Annotated in this window: 18 protein-coding genes and 1 tRNA gene; 12 read left to right on the top strand and 7 right to left on the bottom strand. The window is 24.3% G+C overall.

The features are described 5' to 3' along the window. Positions 1 to 4: 4 nt before the first annotated feature. On the bottom strand, positions 5 to 379 hold the full coding sequence (locus MBBAR_RS00565) for a hypothetical protein (RefSeq protein ID WP_080459348.1): 375 nt from the start codon (positions 377 to 379) through the stop codon (positions 5 to 7). Between the two features lie 789 nt (positions 380 to 1,168). On the opposite strand from MBBAR_RS00565, the gene MBBAR_RS00560 reads away from it, so the two are divergent. The 4 genes from MBBAR_RS00560 (at position 1,169) to MBBAR_RS00545 (ending at position 5,796) form a co-directional block, all read left to right on the top strand. After that, positions 1,169 to 2,230: an mRNA surveillance protein pelota gene (locus tag MBBAR_RS00560; RefSeq protein WP_080459347.1), complete on the top strand. Its 1,062-nt coding sequence runs from the start codon at positions 1,169 to 1,171 to the stop codon at positions 2,228 to 2,230. Between the two features lie 479 nt (positions 2,231 to 2,709). Beyond that, positions 2,710 to 3,672: a cell wall biosynthesis protein gene (locus MBBAR_RS00555; protein WP_080459346.1), complete on the top strand. Its 963-nt coding sequence runs from the start codon at positions 2,710 to 2,712 to the stop codon at positions 3,670 to 3,672. A 275-nt stretch (positions 3,673 to 3,947) separates the two neighbouring features. Beyond that, positions 3,948 to 4,496 carry a nitroreductase family protein gene (locus MBBAR_RS00550; RefSeq protein WP_080459345.1) on the top strand — a complete coding sequence of 183 codons (549 nt, stop codon included), beginning with the start codon at positions 3,948 to 3,950 and terminating at the stop codon, positions 4,494 to 4,496. 142 nt (positions 4,497 to 4,638) lie between these two features. Further along, positions 4,639 to 5,796: a glycosyltransferase gene (locus MBBAR_RS00545; protein ID WP_080459344.1), complete on the top strand. Its 1,158-nt coding sequence runs from the start codon at positions 4,639 to 4,641 to the stop codon at positions 5,794 to 5,796. A gap of 114 nt (positions 5,797 to 5,910) precedes the next feature. On the opposite strand, the gene MBBAR_RS00540 is transcribed toward MBBAR_RS00545, so the two are convergent. Next, positions 5,911 to 6,507 (bottom strand): FmdE family protein, encoded by a 597-nt coding sequence (locus MBBAR_RS00540; protein WP_080459343.1) that lies wholly within the window; start codon positions 6,505 to 6,507, stop codon positions 5,911 to 5,913. A 65-nt stretch (positions 6,508 to 6,572) separates the two neighbouring features. Next, positions 6,573 to 8,003 (bottom strand): FAD-dependent oxidoreductase, encoded by a 1,431-nt coding sequence (locus tag MBBAR_RS00535; protein WP_080459342.1) that lies wholly within the window; start codon positions 8,001 to 8,003, stop codon positions 6,573 to 6,575. A 522-nt stretch (positions 8,004 to 8,525) separates the two neighbouring features. On the opposite strand from MBBAR_RS00535, the gene MBBAR_RS00530 reads away from it, so the two are divergent. The 6 genes from MBBAR_RS00530 (at position 8,526) to MBBAR_RS00505 (ending at position 14,361) form a co-directional block, all read left to right on the top strand. Continuing rightward, positions 8,526 to 8,789: a HypC/HybG/HupF family hydrogenase formation chaperone gene (locus tag MBBAR_RS00530; RefSeq protein WP_080459341.1), complete on the top strand. Its 264-nt coding sequence runs from the start codon at positions 8,526 to 8,528 to the stop codon at positions 8,787 to 8,789. Between the two features lie 372 nt (positions 8,790 to 9,161). Next, complete coding sequence (locus MBBAR_RS00525; protein ID WP_080459340.1) at positions 9,162 to 10,973, top strand: thiamine pyrophosphate-dependent enzyme; 1,812 nt, start codon at positions 9,162 to 9,164, stop codon at positions 10,971 to 10,973. 200 nt (positions 10,974 to 11,173) lie between these two features. Then, positions 11,174 to 12,082, top strand: coding sequence for a DUF5591 domain-containing protein (locus MBBAR_RS00520; RefSeq protein WP_080459339.1), 909 nt, complete (start codon positions 11,174 to 11,176; stop codon positions 12,080 to 12,082). 504 nt (positions 12,083 to 12,586) lie between these two features. Then, positions 12,587 to 12,877 carry an iron-sulfur cluster assembly protein gene (locus MBBAR_RS00515; RefSeq protein WP_080459338.1) on the top strand — a complete coding sequence of 97 codons (291 nt, stop codon included), beginning with the start codon at positions 12,587 to 12,589 and terminating at the stop codon, positions 12,875 to 12,877. 341 nt (positions 12,878 to 13,218) lie between these two features. Continuing rightward, a tRNA-Ile gene (locus tag MBBAR_RS00510) sits at positions 13,219 to 13,293 on the top strand. A 552-nt stretch (positions 13,294 to 13,845) separates the two neighbouring features. Then, positions 13,846 to 14,361, top strand: a complete 516-nt coding sequence (locus tag MBBAR_RS00505) for an amino acid-binding protein (RefSeq protein WP_211272902.1) — start codon at positions 13,846 to 13,848, stop codon at positions 14,359 to 14,361. Positions 14,362 to 14,528: 167 nt separating this feature from the next. Here MBBAR_RS00505 and MBBAR_RS00500 read toward each other — a convergent pair whose 3' ends face one another. The 4 genes from MBBAR_RS00500 to comA all read right to left on the bottom strand — a co-directional run bounded on the left by MBBAR_RS00500 (position 14,529) and on the right by comA (position 18,214). Then, complete coding sequence (locus MBBAR_RS00500) at positions 14,529 to 15,020, bottom strand: TIGR00295 family protein (RefSeq protein ID WP_080459336.1); 492 nt, start codon at positions 15,018 to 15,020, stop codon at positions 14,529 to 14,531. A 263-nt stretch (positions 15,021 to 15,283) separates the two neighbouring features. Then, positions 15,284 to 15,805 (bottom strand): transcription factor E, encoded by a 522-nt coding sequence (tfe, locus tag MBBAR_RS00495; protein ID WP_080459335.1) that lies wholly within the window; start codon positions 15,803 to 15,805, stop codon positions 15,284 to 15,286. A 509-nt stretch (positions 15,806 to 16,314) separates the two neighbouring features. Beyond that, positions 16,315 to 17,238 (bottom strand): coenzyme F420-0:L-glutamate ligase, encoded by a 924-nt coding sequence (locus MBBAR_RS00490; RefSeq protein WP_080459334.1) that lies wholly within the window; start codon positions 17,236 to 17,238, stop codon positions 16,315 to 16,317. A gap of 202 nt (positions 17,239 to 17,440) precedes the next feature. Further along, positions 17,441 to 18,214 carry a phosphosulfolactate synthase gene (comA, locus tag MBBAR_RS00485; RefSeq protein WP_080459333.1) on the bottom strand — a complete coding sequence of 258 codons (774 nt, stop codon included), beginning with the start codon at positions 18,212 to 18,214 and terminating at the stop codon, positions 17,441 to 17,443. A 317-nt stretch (positions 18,215 to 18,531) separates the two neighbouring features. Between comA and MBBAR_RS00480 the strand changes: the two genes are divergently transcribed. Next, entirely contained in the window at positions 18,532 to 19,113 is a 582-nt protein-coding gene (locus tag MBBAR_RS00480; protein ID WP_080459332.1) for a pyruvate kinase alpha/beta domain-containing protein, read from the top strand. A 512-nt stretch (positions 19,114 to 19,625) separates the two neighbouring features. Further along, positions 19,626 to 20,771 (top strand): cell division protein FtsZ, encoded by a 1,146-nt coding sequence (gene ftsZ / locus MBBAR_RS00475; protein WP_080459331.1) that lies wholly within the window; start codon positions 19,626 to 19,628, stop codon positions 20,769 to 20,771. Positions 20,772 to 21,476 lie beyond the last annotated feature (705 nt).

The following is a 21,476-nucleotide window of genomic DNA, read 5'->3' as shown; positions in this document are numbered from 1 at the left end:
ATTTTCAGTATTCTTGATATTTTTCAATATTTATTCTTTTATATGCTTTTTCTGCTATGAATCCTCCTAAGAATCCTAATATTCCTGCAAGGATACATGTTACTAAAAATCCTATTATAAAGTTTGGAAAATCAAATCCAATATTTTCAGCTATATAAGAGGGGATATTTGGAACTAAAATTAATCCTCCAAAAAAATTCAATATTGCAAATATTAATGCAGCTATAACTCCTATAATATAAGTTTTGCTTTCTTTTTTAACCATATATGTTGATATAAATCCTATAAAAGCTATTACGAATATATTGTCGAATAGTAATGTTAATATTCCTCCAAGAATTAAACTAATAATTATTGAGCTTGTTTCTCCAAATTCCATATATAATAGCTCCTTTATAAAATATTATTTTTTATTTATATTATTTTTATATAAATTCTTTTTTATAAATCATTTTTATATGATTTATGAATTCAATATAAAGTTAATACTTCTTTAAATTTATTGATTATTAAACTATTGTTTTTATGTTATTTTAATTTTTATTAATTATTTTACTATACTTAAACCTTAATATAATAATATTATATATTATTTAAAGTAATATTATATATTATTTTAATAAGTAATATTATTGGTAATTTATTGATAATAATATAAATAATAACAATAGTAATAATAAAAGTAGTAATATTATTAATAACATAATTAATAATATAAATAATAACATAATTAATACTATTAATTAGAATAATAACTGATTATTGGGTAATAATTACTAATAATTCTAATAATTAGTAATACTTTGTAATCAATAGTTAGTAATCAATATTTACTAATCAATTAGTAATCAATAGTTGCTAATCAATTAGTAATCATTGATAATAATATTATTAATTAAAAATATTATTAATTAAAAATTAAAGATTATTATTAAAAAATACTAAAAATTATTAGTATTACATATTTTTATTAATATTTAGAAATATATTATATTTATTATAAATTATTAAATATTTTTTAATAATAATCTTTAATTTTTTAATGTTTATTGGTCATTATAACTATTATTTAGTTATTTTAACTATTTATTAAGTATTTTAATATTATTTATTAGGCATTTTACATCTATTAAAGATTTTAATATTATTGAATTATTAAGGGGCTAAAATGAGAATAACATATCAAGATACAAAGAAAGGAGTTATTGACCTAGTTCCAGAAACTCTTGATGATCTTTGGCATATTTCACATATAATAGAAGTTGGAGATATTGTTTCTTCTAAAACAACTCGTAGAATACAAGACACTACTGGGGATAAATTAAGAAGTGATAGAGGAGTCAAAAAAACATTTTTCATTGGAATTGGGGTAGAATCAGTTAATTTTCACTTATTCACTGGTAAATTAAGAGCTACAGGCTCTATAGTCATGGGACCTGAGGATTTTGTTCCTCTTGGTTCTCATCATACTATAGAAGTTAAACTAAATCATCCAATTAAGATAAAAAAAGAACATTGGTCTAAATATATTTTGAATAGGATCAAACAATCTATTGAGGCATCTAAAAAACTTTCAGCAATAATAGTTTCTATTGAAGATGATACGGCTGATTTTGGTTTAGTTCGTCAATTTGGAATCGAATATTATGGTCCTATTATAGGAAACATTTCTGGAAAGAGGATTATTGATAAAAATAGAGGTAAAAATCTCGATGATTTTTATAAAAGAATATGTGACTCTTTATTAAAATTTGATAATATTCAAAATATAATTATTTCAGGACCTGGTTTTACAAAAAATAGTTTTCATGATTTTTTAGAAAATAAATATCCTGATTTAGCTAAAATTTCGATTGTTGAGAATACAGGCTCTGGTGGAAGAGTGGGGATCAATGAGATTTTGAAAAAAGGATTGGTTGAAAAATTAAATTCTGAAAATAGAGTTGCTAAAGAGATTGCTGCCATAACTAATTTATTGGAGGAAATAGCTAAATCTAGAGGTAATGTTGCTTATGGTAAGCAAGAAACTATTGATGCTGTTAATGCTGGAGCTGTTAAAGATTTGTTAGTTCTAGATAAATTTGTTAGGATTGAAGAGTTAGAAAGAGTAATGGAATTAGTTGAAAATATGGGTGGTAATGTTATGGTAATAAGTAGTGAGCATGATGGTGGAAAACAGCTGGAATCATTAGGTGGAATTGCTGCATTATTAAGATACGCTATAAAATAACATTATTCTTAATTATTTATGTTAATATTATTCTTATTCTTCTATTTTCATTTTATATTATTTTTTTATTCTTATTTTTCCATTCTTTTTCCATTCTTTTTTCTATTTTTATTTTTTATTATATTTTTCCGTTCTTTTTTTATTCTTAGTTTTATTATTAATTTTTAATATTTTATTAATCTTAATATCTTATTTATTAATTTTAATTTATAATTTATTGATTTTAACAAATATTTTATTAACTTTAATAAATTTAATATAATTAATCATTAATTAAAAAAAGTTATATATTAGTAAAATCTTATTTAAATCTGGATTATAAGTTATAACTATTATACTTATTTCGATGGTATATCTATTTTGACTGATAAACCTATAAATCTATAATTTATTGAGAAATTAATAAAAAATTGGATAATATTATTTTTTTCTTGTAAAATTAGGTTCTTTCATGTATAAAAATTGTAAGGATTAATAAAATGAATTATCAATATATTTTAATACCATTTTTACTGTCTTTAATCTTAACTCTTGTTTTAACAATTGTTTTTAGATTTGTAGGTAAGAAGGGTTATTTGGGAAATCTTTATGTGAATAATGTTCGTGGAGGAACTCCTCGTGCTTTGGGAATAATACCATTTATAATACTTAGCTTTTACTTTCCCTCTGGATTCAATAATTTAATCCTTATAATAGGTATATTTGCTTTTATAGATGATTTAATCGGAAGAAGGAAAATAGGAAATTCTAATATAGAATGGGGACAATTATCTCGAGGTATTGGGATGTTGGCTGTTATGGTTGTTGGTTTTCCTATTGTAGGATTTTCATCTATTTTAATCGCATTGATGGTTCAACCAATTAATATTTCAGATATGCAACCAGGTTCTACTTCTATTGTTGTAATTATAATGAGTGTATTTACAATTTTAGCTATGATAATGTTAGATATTGGTTCAATAATTTCAATACCAGGATATTATGCTTTCTATGCTCCATTACTATTACTTATTGTATGTATTGGTTACTCACCGTTAGATTTCGCTGGAAAAATAATGTTAGGAGAAGTTGGAAATCATTCTTTTGCTGTAGCTCTTGGAATATGTTTTTATATGTTAGGAGGATTTATTTGGACTCTTGTATTATTCATTGCTACTACAATCTTAATTGCATTAATCAGGAAAAATAATCTAAAGAAATTCTTTGCAAGAAAGCTGAATATTAAAAATCCAACTTTTGGAGATTACTTTATGGATGTTTTAACTGGAGGAGGATTGGGAGATGCTCTAAGAAGGTTAATTTTAGGTAAAAAACAATATAACATTAAAAATCCTTTTTTCATAATGTTAGGCTTCAGAAGACTTTTTTACAATCCATTTGCCCATAAAACTCTTGATAGCTATAATAAATATTATTCTCCTAGTGATTTAGAAAGAAAATAACCTTAAAAATATATTTTTATTATTTTTATCAATATTCTATTATTGTATCAATAAACTTATTAGTTTTTATTTATAAACATCATATATAAAAATGATTTTAAAATGATCATATAATATTGGTTCTATATAATATAATTCTGTATAATAAAAAGTCATATTATGACAAATTAATTATCTAATAATAATTTTATCATTAGATATTAACTAAATATTATTTTATCATTAGCTATTAACTAAATATTTTAGTATTTATTATTAATATGAAGGTGAATTTTATGAAGGATGTTTTTGATGTAATTAATGGTCGTAGAAGTATAAGATCTTATAAAAAAGAGCAATTAAAAGATGAAGAAATTGAAAAAATAATTAATGCAGGTTTTATGGCTCCTACTGCAAGAGGGGAAGAGCCTTGGCATTTTACAGTTATTCAAGACCGAAAACTCCTTAAAGAGATGAATGATATTGGGATTAAAAATATGGCTTCTTCTGGTGATAAATTTTTAGAATCAATAGCTAATAGTGGAAAAAATATACTTCATAATGCCCCTACAGTTATTATAATCTCAGGAAACGAATCTGCTAGTGATATTAAGGCAGATTGTAGTGCAGCTATTGAAAATATTCTTCTTGCAGCTGAAGGATTAGATATTGGATCTTGTTGGATAGGCTTAATTAAAGCATATTTCCAAGACCCAGAAAGTTCAACTAAACTTAAAATTCCTGATGGTTATGTTCCATTGTATGGTGTTACTTTAGGATATAAAGATGTGAAAAAACAAGGAAATCCAAATAGAAATGAAAATGTTGTAAATTGGATTAGATAATAAAAATCCTTATTTTAATAAGAAGAAAATTAATTGGAATAGAAAGCATTAATTAAATTTATATTATTTAAGTTTTAATAGTTATTAGTTAATTTTTAATAGTTTAATTTTTTAGTTTTTAATATTTTGAGTGAATGATATTATGAAAGCTTTATTGGTTATAACTGGTAGGGGAATGGGGGGAGATGCAGTTAATGCATTAAATATTGCTCGTTCTTTAGAAAAAAAAGGTATTCAATGTGAACTTGCACTTGATAAAAATGCTCCAGGTTTACTTTTTAAAAATAATGGTTATACATGGCATAAAGTTAGCGTTCCACAAGCAGGAGGACATGCTGCTACAAAAATAGCTACAGCTAAGGCAGGTTTTAGGACAATAAAAGCAGCTTTTGAAACAAGAAATTTAATAAAAAAACTTAAAGTCGATGTAGTGGTAGGTATTATTGGTGGAGGGGCTGTTGTAGGATGTATAGCATCTAAATTAGCTAATGTTCCAGCAGTTGGTATTATTGATACTCCAACTGATACAAAAGTTTGTACAAAATTAAATACTTGTATAGTTCTTCCTGAAGCTCAATTATTTAGGTCAAATAATATTCCTGAAAATGTATTTAAATCATTTTTCCCATTAACTCCTGGTTTAACAAAGGGAGATAAGGATAAAGCATTAGATGAAATAAAAAAATCTATAAAAAAATCTATCGAAGGAAAAAATCTGAAATTAGAAGATCTTTTTGATGAAAATAAGCCTAGTATACTATTTTCTTCTGGGTCTTCTTTATTTGAAATGATGGCTAAAGCAGTAGCTAATGCAAGTAATTTAGAATTATCTGATTTATCTGAAAGATATAATTTATTATTAGTTGGAATTCCTTTAGAAGAAGACTATCTAGATTTAATCAACAATAAAAAAGTTATTAATTTAGGTTATATTACTTGGATAAGGGATCTTTATGAACTAATTGATTTGGCTGTTTTAACAGATGATGGAGTTATGATTCAAGAGGCTATGGCTTGTGAACTTCCTGCAATAGCTTTAACAAGGGTTAAATATGGTAGATACCACAATATGGCAGGAATTTTCCCTGGAGCTGTAATTGAAGCGGATATTGATAATTTGAATAATAAAATCGAAGAAGCTTTACTTGATTTAGATGAAATTAAGTCTAATTCAAAAAAATATAGTAAAGAAGTACTTTCATCTGGTGAAAAAATAGCTGAAATAGTTATTAAGGAAGCTAATAAAAAATTAATAAAAAAAACTGTTAAAAGAACTAATAAAGGAACTAATAATAAATAAAAATAAATTGAACATGAGTAATTATAAATAATTTTTATAAATAATTTTTTAAACAAACTTTTAAATAATTTTTTAATAATTTCTTAATAACTTCTTAATTTTTCTTATTTTTTTTTAAAAAAAATTGTTATAACAAGGAATACATAAATTTTTTTTATCATAATCTTTTATTCTATGTTTACTAGTCGTTTCTCCACATTCATCACATATTAATGTTTCATAAATATTAGCTTTTTCAGGAATATCTATTTCAACTTCCTCTATAGAAAATATATCTTCATCAGGCATATTTATTATATAATCACATATTTCTGATGTTAATTTTTGGAGTAACTTTTTTTCTTCATTTGTTATAGTTTGATTTCTTTCTTTTCCTTTTAATTCTGTAAATTTAGGATTTATTTTCATTGGATTAAATGATTCTTTCATTGATAGTCTAATAGATTTATCTGTTTTTCTATCAATTATAGTGTAAACTCCTTTACCATAATCTTTAAATATTAAATTTCCCTTACCAAATGTACAACTTAAAACTACCTGAATTGAGTCTACAGCACAGCTATCATTTTCAACAATAGCTAATATTTCTTCATCTTTAGATAAACCAATATTCAACTTTTCAGCAGCTATTTTTGCGGCTTTGTATCCAATAGCTGACCCTGGACACATATGTCCATGAAAATCTGTAACTTCTTCAAATTTTTTTATCATTACAACATCTCTTTTATTCTAAAATCTTTTATAATTTACATAATATTTCATTATCTGAAAAATATTTATATATATTTCATAATTTGGAAAAATACATCGGTTGAAGGATGTATTTCAATGAATTCATCAAAATTTTCTATGTTTTCACCTATTCTCATTAAATAGGATAAGTATGCTATATCATTTACAGATGAGGGAGAAATTGCAGTAATTGATTCTAATAATCCTTTTTCTGAATTAAAAGAAGCTTTTGTCATTCCAGTTTCGTTTGTTAAAACTTTCCAAAATGCTCTAGGGCCTGCTGAACCTGGAACTAAAACTTCATTGAGTTTTTCGTTGTTATTAACATAAACATTATTAGTGTTATTATCAATATTATTATTAATATTATTAATATTATTAGTATTATTAGTATTATTAGGATTATTAGTATTATTTTTAGTGTTGATTTTACTGTTTTTATATTCTATGTTTTTTACAAAACTAACATCCATTTCTAAACGTATAGATTGAGGAATACAATTGTAATCTATTTTGTTAAAATAACCTGCCATGTTTCTAGCTGCTAAAATTCCTTGCATTCTGGCTACTGGTGTTAAATTAAGTCCTCCAATAACATCTCCTGCCGCATAAATATTTTTCACATTGGTTTGCATCATCTCATTAACTTTTATTGCTCCTTTTCTATCAAATTGACTTGATTCTAGGATATTCTTTAATATTTTTGAATTTGGGGATCTTCCAGTAGCTAAAAATGTCAAACCTTCAATTTCTATTATTTTTTCATCTTTATTTTTTGCAATGGTTTTATTTTTTTGAATTTCTAGAGGTTCTGTTTTTTCATGAATTTTAACATTTTTAAGTAATTTTTTAACTACATATTCTTTTATTTCTGGATCTAATTCTTTTAAAAATTCAGATCGAGCTATTACATTAACTTCACTTCCTAATGAGGAATAAATATTCGAAATTTCAGCAGCTATTATGCTTCCACCTAAAATGTTTAATCTTTCAGGAACTTTTTTGAGTTTAAGTATATCTTTATTATTGATACTATATTCAACGCCTTTAATATTGGGAATATGAGGATTTGCACCAGTTGCAACTAGTAAATTTTTATAATTAAAGCTCTCTCCATTTACTTTAACTTCATTATCGTTAATTTCAGCTTCTCCATATATGATTTCATTATTGTTTGAAGTGTTTTCAGCATGATCAATTTTATGGATTATTTCTTGAGTTTTTTTAATTTTTTTTACAATTTCTTCATATGAGAACTCAATATCTCCTCTTATTAAGCTTAAACTTTTATAATGAGTGGAGTCGTTTAAAAATCTGGCTATATCTGTTAATGCACAAACTACCATACATCCTTCATTTAAACATGTTCCTCCTAGTTTATTCTTTTCAATAAGAATAACCTCTTCTCCTAATCTTCCTAATTCTAATCCTGCTAGTCTTCCTGCAGGTCCAGCCCCGATTATAATATTTTTCATTATATTCAGCTCTTATATCGTTTTTAATTTATTATTTTAATTTTTCATTTTAGTTCATTATTTTAATTTTTTATTTTAAAATTATTTTGCTTTGCTTTTTTAACTTTTTCCTGTTTTTATAGATCTTTGATTTAAATATTAGATATTTTATATTCTATATTTTTTACAAAGAATTCTACAAAGCAATTTATATACTATTTATGGATTTTTTATAATTAAATATAATTTTCATAATATAAGTCTTTTTTATATATTATTTTTTCATATAATTATTTTTTATATTATTATTTAATAATAATTTAATAGTAAATTACATAATTTTATATAACTTGAAATTCAAATTTTTATTAAAATATTTATAATCCTTATTTGTAATATTATACTTGTAATATGTTACTAAGTATTTTTTATTAAGACTAAGTATTATCTACTAAGTATTTTTTATTAAGTTATTTAATTTATGAATATTTATTTTTAAGTTTTTGCATGTTATTATTTAATTATTAAAGAGAGGGATACTATATGTGTATTGCAGCACCAGCACAAATTGTTGAGATTAATCAAGAGGAAAAAATAGGATTTGTTGATTTTGGTGGAGTTAAACAACAAGTAAAATTAGACCTTGTTGATGAAATTGAAGAAGGAAAATATGTTCTTGTTCATGCAGGTTATGCTATTGAAGTTTTGGATGATCAAGCAGCTAAAGAATCTTTAGAAGCCTGGGATGAACTTTTAGAAATTCTTGATGAAGAAGATAAGGAACTTCAAGCCTTAGCTGACAAATAGAATATCTTATTTTATTCTTATACTTTTTATTTTTCACTTTTGTTCTTCATTTTTACCTTTTTATTTTTAAATTTTTTTTAAATTTTATTTAAATTTTTTAAATATTTTTATATTTTTAAATATTTTAATCTTTTACTATTTTTTACTTTATTTTTATTATTTTTATAATATTTTTTATTATTTTCAATATTTTTATAATTTTTTTACTTTATTATTTTTATAATATTTTTTATTATTTTTTATTATTTTTACAGTATTTTATATTTCTTATTTAATAATTATAATTTAAAAGAATTTAAATAAAATAAAAAACATATTATTATAAAATTATAGGTCAATAGATGCGAAAATACTTTTTAAAGAAGGGATAAGATGTTTAAGTACCGGTGTAAAGTATGTAACTATTTTTTTGATGAATTAAAAGAAAATATGGCATTTGAAAAACTTCCTAAATCTTGGAAATGTCCTGTTTGCAATACCAGTAAAGATATGTTTATTGAAATAAAAGAAAAGGATATTAAAAACAAGAATATGGATTTTAATAAAAATAATAAAACTGTGGAAAATAATATGGCTGATGAAGATTCATTTAAAACGGCTCCAGATGTGATGATTGAACAGATGGTAGCATGGGGAATTAAATACGTTTTTGGAATTCCTGGAACTTCTTCTCTTGGTGTTGTTGAGGCAGTTCGTAAAAATAAAGATATTGAATATTTTCAAGTTCGTCATGAACAGACTGCTGCCATGATGGCTTCAGCTTATGGAAAATTAACTGGTAACATTGCAGCTTGTCTTACAATTGCTGGTCCTGGTGCAACTAACTTAGCTACTGGACTTTATGATGCAACTCTCGATAAATCTCCTGTACTTGTAATTACTGGGCATGTTCAAAGAAAACTTATTGGTACAAAGGCATTTCAGGAAATCAATCAGCATGAATTTTTTGAAACCTTTGCTGTTTTTAATAAGACTATAAATCATTCTGATGAGGTCACTCGTTTAACTACTCTAGCTATTCGTCATGCACTAATAGAAAAAGGAGTTTCTCATCTTTCAATTTCTGTTGATATTCAAAAAGAAAAGTGTGATGATGAAATTATTCCTATTGAGGGTAAAATAGCTACTATATCAGCTACTGCCTCCGAAAATGTAATTGATCAGGCAGTTAGTATGATAAATAACTCAAAACGTCCAGTTATTGTTGCAGGTGCTGGTGCTCTTGAAAATAAGGAAGACATTAAAGAACTTTCTCAAAAGATATCTGCACCAATTGTAACTTCATTTAGAGGTAAAGGAATTGTTGATGATAATTATTTTCTTCATGTTGGAGGCCATGGCGGAATTGGATCTTTAACAGCTGGAGAACTCACTGATAGCTCTGATTTACTTATAATAATTGGTTGTTCATGTTCAAATAATACAAATCTTCCAAATAGGCCAGCTATACAAATTGATATTGATCCTCTTGTAATTGGTAAAAAACATCCTATTGATTTAAATATTATGGGTAATAGTGGGGAAATTGTTCCAAAAATATTAAAAAAAGTTAAAAAATCAAACAAAGAAGAATATTTAGATGAAATTGCTAAATTAAAGAAACAATGGAATGAGATATTGGAAAATGAAGAAGATCCTACTAAAGTTCCTCTTAAATTCCCATTTATATTGAAAGAGTTGTCTAATTATGTTGCTGATGATGCTATAATAGCTATTGATGTTGGGGAAAATGGTTGGAGAGTTGGAAGAAACTTTCCAATGAAAAATACTCAAAAAATTGTCATGTCTGGATATTTAGCTACCATGGGATTCGGACTCCCTGCAGCCCTTGTTAGTCAGATAATTAACCCTGGAAAAGAGGTTATATGTATATCTGGAGATGGTGGCTTTGCAATGGTTATGGGTGACTTTTTAACAGCTGTTAAATATAAATTACCTATAAAAGTATTTATTTTTAATAACCATGAGCTTGGAATGATAATGGCTGAGCAAGAAAATGAAGATTATACTAATTGGAATACTCATTTACATAATTGTGATTTTGCAGAATTTGCAGAAAGCTGTGGAGGTATTGGTCTTAAAGCAAACACTTCTCAAGAGCTTAAAATGGCTATAGAAACTGCATTTGCTGTTGATGAGCCAGTCATTGTTGATATTGAAACAGATCCTAATACTTATGATTGATTTAAAATATAATTTTTAAAATACAAAAAATAATTTTCAAAATATAATTATTATTTAATTCTAATTATAAACAACTCAAAAAACTAAAAACTATTAAAAAAGTAGTCAAAAATTTATTCAAAAATTTACTCAAAAATAACTAAAAAAATTATTCAAAAATTACCCAAAAAACTTAATATTAAGCTAATGGAATTAATATTATGAAAGTGATATGTTCTAGTGAAGAATCTTTATATCGTCCAGAAGTTCATAGATGGCGAGAAAGAATGGAATTAATGAATCCTATTGGTGAGGTAGTTGTTATTCTTCCTTGTAGTATGAAAAAACCTTATTCAAATTCTAAATCTCATCAAAAATTTAGAAGAGCTACAAAAGGATATCAGGAAGTTATTTTAACATCTCCATTTGGTATTTGTCCTCGTGAGATGGAAAATACATTCCCTATAAATTCTTACGATGTTACAGTTTCTGGAGATTGGAGTTTTGAAGAGAAAAAATTAGCTGGAGAGCTTCTTAAAGATTATGTTAAGGATAAAAATGTAATTGCTAATGTTTCTGGAGGTTATGAAGAAGTATGTAAGGAATATTTAGAGGATGTTATTTATACTGCAAAAGAAGGTAGACCAACTTCCAATGATTCGATTTATAATCTAAGAACTGAATTAAAAAATTATAAAAAAGTTAAAGGTCGTGATAGGCTTATTAATGAGCTTCGTTCAATAGCTATTTATCAATTTGGGGCTGATGGAAAGAATTTTATTTCTGATAATACTATAGCTAAAGGGATGTATCATAGGAGAATTTTCACTGAAAGTAAACAAATAGCTCTTTTAAATAAGGATACTGGATTTTATTCTTTAAGACTTCCTGGAGGGGAATTATTACATGATTTAGGCATTAATATTATAGAAATTGATTTTGAATTAAAAACAAACACTTTATTTTCTCCAGGTATTGAAAAAGCTGATAATAATATTATTCCTAATGATGAAGTTGTAATTATTAAGGATGATGAAGTTGTTGGTGTTGGAAAGGCTGTTTTAACTGGTAAAGAAATGGAAGAATCTGGTAATGGAGTTGCTGTTAAAGTTAAAGATAGAAAAAAATAATTTTTTATTAATTATTAATAATCTCTTAATAATTTTGGTTTTGATTATTTTTTAAATTATTTTTTGGCTTGTTTTTATAATTTATCTTTTTTATAATTTATTTTTTATAATTTATTTTTTTATTAGTTATATTTATTTCAAATTATCTTAATTTAACAGTTCGTCATGTTATTTTATTTTTTTATTATATTTAATTTTTCATTTTAGATATAAATCAATATTTATGTATTATTGAGATTTATAGGGTTTATTTTTCCTTTTTTATATTATTTTAATAAATTTTATATTTTATTAAATTTATTTTTATATTAGAATAAAATAGCTATCTATAAATATAACTAAAACAAAAAGTTGATATGATTATTTTTGTATGAAATTTAAAAACAAAATAACTTAAATATAAAAATAACTAAAATTATTATAATTAATTCAATTAAATTAAAATGAATTATTATAAACTCATTAGTGAGTATAATACTTAAATATATAAGAGTGAGGAATAATATGTCAGAAGATTTAACAAATAAAGTAAGAGAGGCTGTTTCTAAAGTAAATGATCCACACATGGGAGTAAGTATTGTAGAAATGGGCATTGTACAGAATATTGATATTGATGGTTCAACTGCTAAAATTACAATAAAACCTACTAATCCTGGATGTATGAGTGTAGCTCGTATGGCTGCAGATGCAAAAGCTCAAGCTTTGTCTGTTGATGGAATTGATGATACTGAAATTATTGTTGAAGGCCATGCTATGGCTGATTCCATTAATGAAATGATAAATAAGAAAAAATAGCTAATTTTTTATTTTCTAAATCTGTTTAATTGTCTACTTTATTTTTTTATGCAATTTTACTTTTTTAGGTTTAAATTTATTTTTGATTAGGTATTTTTTATAATATTATTTTTATAATATTCGTTTTTAGACTTTTCATAATATTTAGATTCATAATATTTAGATATAAGTTAGTATCTTAAAAATTTATAATTATAATATTTTTAATATTTTTCTAATTGAAATCGAAAATATTATATATGATGAAATCTAAATGTTGTGTCTAGCTCTAATTTTATTACATAATTTTTTATGATTATATAGGTTTATATATAATTAGAGTATATCGATATAAGAAATATAGGCCAGTGGCTCAGCTTGGTTAGAGCGCACGGCTGATAACCGTGAGGTCCTGGGTTCGAATCCCAGCTGGCCTATTTTTTATTTTTAATTATTAAAATTTTTATTTAAAAATTTATATCTTTATTTTTTTAGTCTGCTTTTTAATCTGTATTAAGCCTTATCTTTACTTTATATTATGTATCTGTTTTTTTATTTAGTATATAACTTCTAAATTGTATTTTTCCTTGTTTTTTCTCTAAATTGTATTTTAGTTTTGAAAATGTGGTTTCTATTAGAATTATAATTCTATAATTTTCTAATTTCATAGCTTTTTAATTCTATAAGCTTTTAGTTATATTTTTACTAATTAACTTAGTTTTAAATAATGATTATAATATTTAATGATTGATAGTTGTAATATCTAATAAATAGATTATTGATAATTATTATAATATTAAATGAATTTGTTAATTAATAATTATTATAGTATCTAATGACTAATCATCATAATATATTAAGATGTTTTTCCAATATATTATAATATTGAAAATATATTATATGATTAAAAAGCAAGGAAAAGTAGAGTATATATAAATATAATAATTTTTAAAAATAAATTAATAGTAAAAATATAACTAAACTAATTTGTGGTTTATAAAATGTGGGAATCATTGAAGTATAAATTTGAGAAGTATCCTGCACGTATGAATGTTGCAAGTAAGATGATAGAATTAGGTCTTAGAGTAGGTAAAGATCATAAGATTTATTGTGGAGATCTTAAAATAAGTGATGTAGCTTTAGCTAAGGCTGCAAATGTAGATAGAAAAGCTATAAAATTAACTGTTGATTTTATTTTAAATGACGAAAAACTTTCAAATATTTTTGAAAATATTTTTCCTGCTGGAACACTACTTAAGAACATAGCTAAAAATCTTGGACTAGGGGTCATAGAAATAGAAGTTGGTGAGGAAAATACAGGAATACTTGCTAATGCTACCAAGATAATATCAGAAGAAGGCATAAGTATAAGACAAGCTTATGCTTCGGATACCCAACTAGAAGAAATTCCAAGATTAACAATTATTACTGAAGAAAATGTATCTGGAGAAATTATAAAAAAATTTTTAAAAATTAATGGTGTAATAAGAGTTTCAGTTTATTAATAATTATTTTTAAATAATTTTTAAATTATTTTTTTATTAATTATTAATAATCTCTAATAATTTTGGTAATTATTTTTCATATATTATTGTTTTTCGTATTAGTATTATTTTTTGTATTAGTATTATTTTTCGTATTAATATTATTAATATTATTATTATTTTTTATATTATTTTTCAAAACGAGTTATTAGTTCATCATGAACTTTTTTTAATCTATCAACTGATTCTTCTAAATTATTTATTTGATAATTTTTCCATTTATTAATTATAAACTCAATATCTACTTCTTCAATACCATGTATAAGATTATCGGCATGTGAAATTATCTTTTCTTCAATAGTACTAGGGATATAATCTTTTTCTGGAAGCCCCAATTCAACAGCTTCTTTTTTTGATATTCCTGAACCAACATGTTTTTCAATTATAGAAGCTACTTCATTAGAAAACCCATTTTCAATAGCTAAGTTGGCTCCAATGATTGCATGATTAATCTCATTTGTTTTAGATCTACCAATATCATGAAGTAAAGCTGCCTCTTCTATTAACTCTTGACTAACATCAAAATTTTTTGATATCTCTTTAGCTTTATTCCAGACTGCTAAAGAATGTTCAATAACCCAGTCTGGACATCCTTCTTCTTTTAAAAGTTTTATTACCATAATAACACTCCAATATTAATAATAATAAAATATAATACTTTTAATATTAAAAGAAAAATTTAGTATATTTAACATTGCTTTTAATATTAAAAATAATAACTATAATATATGAAATAATATAAAAAATATTAATAACTATAAATTATATGAAATAATATAAAAAATAATATATAATAATTTAAAAATAAACTCAATTAAAATATAATAGAAAAATTTCACTAATTATTTTTATTAGTTATTTTTTATTAGTTATTTTTCATTAATTATTTTGCATTTTCTGTTCTACCAATAGAGTATGCTTTTTCATAGCTTGCAATTTCTTCTTTTATTCTACTAATTATCCCATCATTTTCTTGGAAACTGATATCATTTCCACATTCTGGGCATATGAATCCCATTTCTGAAGCTTGATCAAATGCAAACCTTGAATGCCCTTCTGGACAGACAAAAAACATATTGTTCTCTTCAATCTCTAGGATTTCTCTTAGATTATTTATTTCATCAGCTGATTTTTCTTGAATTTGCGTATTTACTCCATTGGAATCAAATTTCCATGAATATGTATACCATTGTGTTTCAGGATCTTTACTTCTTTTGTAACTAGCTAATCCTGAATCATATAGCTTATATAACACTTTTCGCACGATATTTAATTTAATTTCAGTTTTTTCAGCTATTTCTTCATCAGTATTAGTTCCATCTATTAAACATTCAACAATGGATATATTTTCTTCATCCTGTACAACTTCATTTAATAATTCTTGGACCAATGGATCATTTAACATTTACTCAACCCTCTCCACAAAAACAATTGTATATATGACTTTATCATAGTAAATAAAGCTTATAAAATTATTTGATAAAATGCATTAGCACTATATGGTGTTCAAAGGAGATTAAACACCTTAAAAAATAATTAGGTATTTATTAATACCACTAATATATATGTAGTGCATACAATATAAAATTAATTATCGTAATATTTTTCTAAAAAATATTGTCTTTAAAAGATTGTTAAAAAATATATTATTATGTTTTAAAACTGCTTCTATAATAAGTAAAATTCTTTATTTTTATTATTTATAAAAATATGATATTTTTTATTAGTAAAAACATGTAAATAACATTCTTATATCTAGAAACAGTATGTATCTATTTTATTATATAAAGAACATATATTTTATAAATTATTACTATATCTTATCAAACTATTTTAATACTACTAATTATATAATACTTATATTAATTGTTATACTGTGCATAAACTATTATCTTAATAGCATTATATATTATGTTATAAGTTATATTTATTCTTTTCTCTTACTATAACTGCTGGGGTATGAACAATAGAATCAAGAGATTCAACAGTAGTACTGTCTATATCACTACTTAAAATATTTTTAACACTATGTATAGTTTCCATATTTGTTGAAAGAGTTTTTTGGTAGCTTTCAGCTATATTAGCCATTTTTATTCCTTTTTTGACAGTGATATTTTTTGAACTTCCAAGTGGAGTAGAGCCAACATTTTCAGATAATTGTCCTAAAACATATCCAAAAACACCTTTATTAGAATCAATTCCATCTATAGCTATTGGAAGCCCTGTAAAATATTTTTCACCCCTTTTATAGGTAGCATCAGTATCTATTATTAAGACATTCACTGATTTCGCTGTTTTTCCTTCTATTTTTTTTGCTATGTCTTTAGCTACCTTTTCAGGATTTTCAGGCAGCAATGATACAAAAGTTCCAGGAGCATTACTTAAATCTATCCCTGCTTCTGATGCAGGTTTTAAGGCATGTTTCCATCCATATAATTGTAAAACCACTTCTTTATGTCTTTTTGATTCTGGTGGTAATCTTCTCAAGTTTTTAATTGTTCTATCTTTTATTCCAAAAAGAGGCCCAAGTAAATATCCCCAAATATATTTGCTCCAAATGATAGCTAAGAATTTAGCTGATATTCCTGGTTCATATTCCATTTCATCAACTAACCTTCCTTGTGATATAGCAACAGGAGTTTCAGCTATTATTAAATAATCATCATTCTCTATTAGTTTAAGTACAGGATCAATGATCTTATTTAAGTTTTCATTAGCATTTATGTAACTTGTTTCAATGGGGATAATAATAAAGTCGCCACTTTCGACATATTTATAGTTTATTCCTTTTTTTGTTTTTCCTTGAATATAATTTGGTTTTATAGTCTTTTTTTTCATGTAATCATGCTTTTTTACATTTTTAAAGATTAAATTCTTCTAATATTAAATTCCATTAATTATTTATATTATATTATGTTTTATATCATTTTATATCATTTTATATCATTTTATATCATTTTATATCATTTTATATCATTTTATATCATTTTATATCATTTTTATATCATTTTTATATTATTTCATATCATTTTATATAGTTTTACTTTATTTTATTTATTGTATCTCCCCTGAGCCCTCTTCTAATAGTTTCAAGAGAAGTTATGTCATCTGTTGAGATATTTCCAAGATTCGTTTCTTTGCCAAGTTTAAGTATAAAGTAAACTTGCTGATCTTTATTTGGAGCTTCCCATATAATTTTTTCTTTAGGAACATGTCTTAGAAGATAGTCAACTTCTTCTTCTTTTGCATTTCCTTTTTCATCATAGATTCCAATGTTTTTTCCACCTTCTCGTGCTTCTATGATTACCATATCTGATCCTGCTTTCAATTCTGCATTTACTAATTCTATTCTTTTTTCCATAGTAATTGATGCATCTGCTTCAGGATCTTTTTTACCTACTTCAGATAAAACATAAAAACCTTTTTCTTTGGCTTCTGATATGAAATTAAGCTTTTCATTTTTTGTCATATCAGTTGATCCATCAGATATTTCGATAGCTTCAAAACCTATTTCTTTTGATTCTTTAAAAAATTCAGGAACTTTATTGTTTATATAAGCTATTTCAAAAAGTGTTCCTCCTGTATAAGGAGTTATTTCAAATGACTTATACATTTCTATTTTTCTTTTAATTATTTCCTTATCATGAACGATTATTGTTCCCCATCCAAACTTTAAAAAATCAATGTATTCTCCTGATATCTCCATTAAACTTTTTGCAGTTTTTAAACCAAGTCCTTTATCTAAGACCATGGTAAATCCTTTTTTTCTAGGTTTTTTTTCTCTTGATGGAAGTAAAAATTCAAAACATTTCATATAATCACTTTTTACGAATTTATAATATTTTCATTTTGTTCTTTATAATTTTTATTTTTTTGCAATCATGCTTTTTTTGTAGATTATTTAATTTAAAATTTATTTAATTAAATAGACTATTAATTTAAATAAGTTATTAAATATAGATTATAATAGATAATTAAATTATAATCAACATTAATAATTAATATAATATCAATATTATAATCGATATAATTATTTAAAATGGAATTTATTTAGTAGTTTATTTAGTTATTTAGGAATTTATTTAGAAATTTTTTGAGAATTTTGATAAAATTAGTTTTGGAGGGATTTTTATGGATAAATTAATAAAATATTTCGAAAAACCTGGCAATGAGAATACGGATGATTTAATTAATCTTGTTAAAGAAAGATTGGTAGATTCAGATATTAAATATGTTGCTATAGCTTCTGTTTCTGGTGAAACTGCACTTAAGCTTTTTAAAGCTCTTGAAGATGTAGGGATCAATGATAAAATTACTATTGTTAATGTAACTCATCATGCAGGTTTTAAAGAGAAGAATAAATTAGAAATAAGTTCTAAAACTAGGAAAAAATTGGAAGAAAAAGGAATAATTACATTTGCAGGGTCTCATGCTTTTAGTGGTGTTGGAAGAGGAATTTCAAATAAATTTGGCGGAGTAACTCCTGTTGAAATTATATCTGAAACATTTAGAATGTTTTCACAAGGAATAAAAGTTTGTGGAGAGATAAGTATCATGTTAGCTGATGCTGGTCTTATTCCAGTTGAAGAAAAAATATTAGCTATTGGTGGAAGAGCAAATGGTGCAGATTCTGCTGCTATTATTACTCCTGCTAATATGACCAATGTTTTTGATATGAGAATCCATGAAATAATAGCTATGCCAATAGATTAATACATTTTGTATGTTTCAATGTTAGATTATAATTATTTCTATTAATATTTCTATTTTTGGCTTATTTCTATCTTTATAATTCTTATTTTTATAATTTCTTTATCTTTTTATTCTTATATTTTTATTATATTTTTATTTATTTTTATTTATTTTTATTAATTATTTTTATTAATTTTAAATTTATAGATTTAATATGATTATTAATTAGTTTAATAAAAGTTTTTCATAGATATTTTTTCTTACTAAAGATATATTTACTAATAGTAATAATTTCATTTTAATTTCTCATTTGATTTTATGATTAAATTACAATTAAAATTTTTATCTAATTATAGTCTTATAAATATTTGAATTTTAGATTTTTATGTTAAATTACTATCTAATTTTCAGATTTCTGAGATTTTTACCGTTGCATTTAAATATAACTTATTACAAATCAATTAACATAAAATAAATTAAAATTATAATTTATAAATTATATGTTTTAATTTTTATTAATGTGGGGTTAGTAAGTGAAATTTTTAAATGATGCAATCAAAGATTCTGAAAAGAGAATGGAAAAACAGATTCCAACAAGAATTTCAGCAGACCTAGATGATGAATTACTTGACATGATTGATAAAAGTCGTGCTAGAATTTTCGTAATTGGTGCTGGTGGTGCTGGTAATAATACTGTATCTAGATTAAATGAAATTGGTATTGATGGAGCAGAAACAGTGACTGTTAATACTGATGCTCAAGATCTATTTTATAGTCAATCTACCAAAAAACTACTTTTAGGTAAGAAAACTTGTCATGGTTTAGGTGCTGGTGGAGATCCTGATGTTGGAGAAGAATGTGCTGAAGAAAGCGAAGATGAAATAAGAGATGAACTCGAAGGATCTGACATGGTTTTTGTTACATGTGGTCTTGGTGGAGGAACTGGTACTGGTTCTGCTCCAGTTATCTCAAAATTAGCTAAAAAAGCAGGTGCTTTAACTGTTGCTGTAGCTACTATGCCATTTTCAGCAGAAGGTATTAAAAGAAGAGAAAATGCTGAGAAAGGTTTAGAAAAACTTAAAAATAATGCAGATACTGTTATAATAATTCCTAATGATAAATTATTAGAAGTAGCTCCTAATCTTCCTCTAAACAAAGCATTTATGGTTTCTGATGAAATCTTAGGTCGAGCTGTAAAAGGTATTACTGAGTTAATTACTAAGAAAAGTTTAGTTAACCTTGATTTTGCTGATATTAGAAGTATTATGCAAGGTTCTGGTATGGCTATGATTGGTATGGGTGAATCTGAATCTGGAGATAGAGCATTAGAATCTGTCCATGAAGCTCTAAACAGTCCTTTACTTGATTTAGATATTTCAGATGCTAAAGGTGCATTAATTAATATATCTGGTAGTTCAGACTTAACTTTACATGAATCTGAGAAGATTGTTCAAATTGTTGCTGATAAATTAGATCCAGAAGCAAATGTTATTTGGGGTGTTCAGATTGATGAAGACCTACAAAATATGGTTAGAACAACAATTGTTGTTTCTGGAGTCAAAACTCAAGATGAATATAGTGAAAGAGCTATCGAAAAAATTGATGTAGCTGATATGGATAATATGCCTTCTGAAGTTGAATCTGATCCTTTAGATGATTTTATTGATGGAACGTTCTAAATATCAATTCATTTTGAGACTTAATCTTTATTTATCTCAAATTATTTAATCTTTATTTATCAGACTATTCAATCTTTATTTATCAAATTATTTAATCTTTATTTATCTTAAATTAAAATTTTTTAGATAGTTTTTCAATAATATAGCTAATCCCATCGTTTATTTTCTTTGATGAATTATCCTTATGATTTTGATGAATTATTTTGATGATTTCTGATAATTTATGATGAATATTTTTATTTCATCATAATTTATTTATATTTTTATTAGTGTATTTTATTGTTTTAGGGTATTCTATTATTTTTGTTTTGATTTATTTTAGATTATAATATATAATATTGTAATTAATCTAATATTATAACACAAACTAATATCAAATTTTTGCACATTCATACCAAAAGTTTATAAATATAGAATTATAATTATAATATTATTATAAATACTTAACAATTAATTAGTGATTAATTATAATAACCAATATTGATTATAATATTAGTTATCATAATCTTTATCATATCATAATTTTTATCATATAATATTTTTAAATAATTAATTTAAATATTATTATTTATCTAATAGTAATAACATATAATTAAGAATAAATAGTTATATAGTCAATTAAGAGATTATCAGTAAATTGATCATTAACATAACAATTTTAAAAATATTAAACTTATTAATAAGTTTATTATAAGGTTTTTATAT

This window comes from Methanobrevibacter arboriphilus JCM 13429 = DSM 1125, from assembly GCF_002072215.1.
GTDB lineage: Archaea > Methanobacteriota > Methanobacteria > Methanobacteriales > Methanobacteriaceae > Methanobinarius > Methanobinarius arboriphilicus.
The sequence above is the reverse complement of the archived record's forward strand: the minus strand, read 5'-3'. Positions and strand labels throughout refer to the sequence as shown.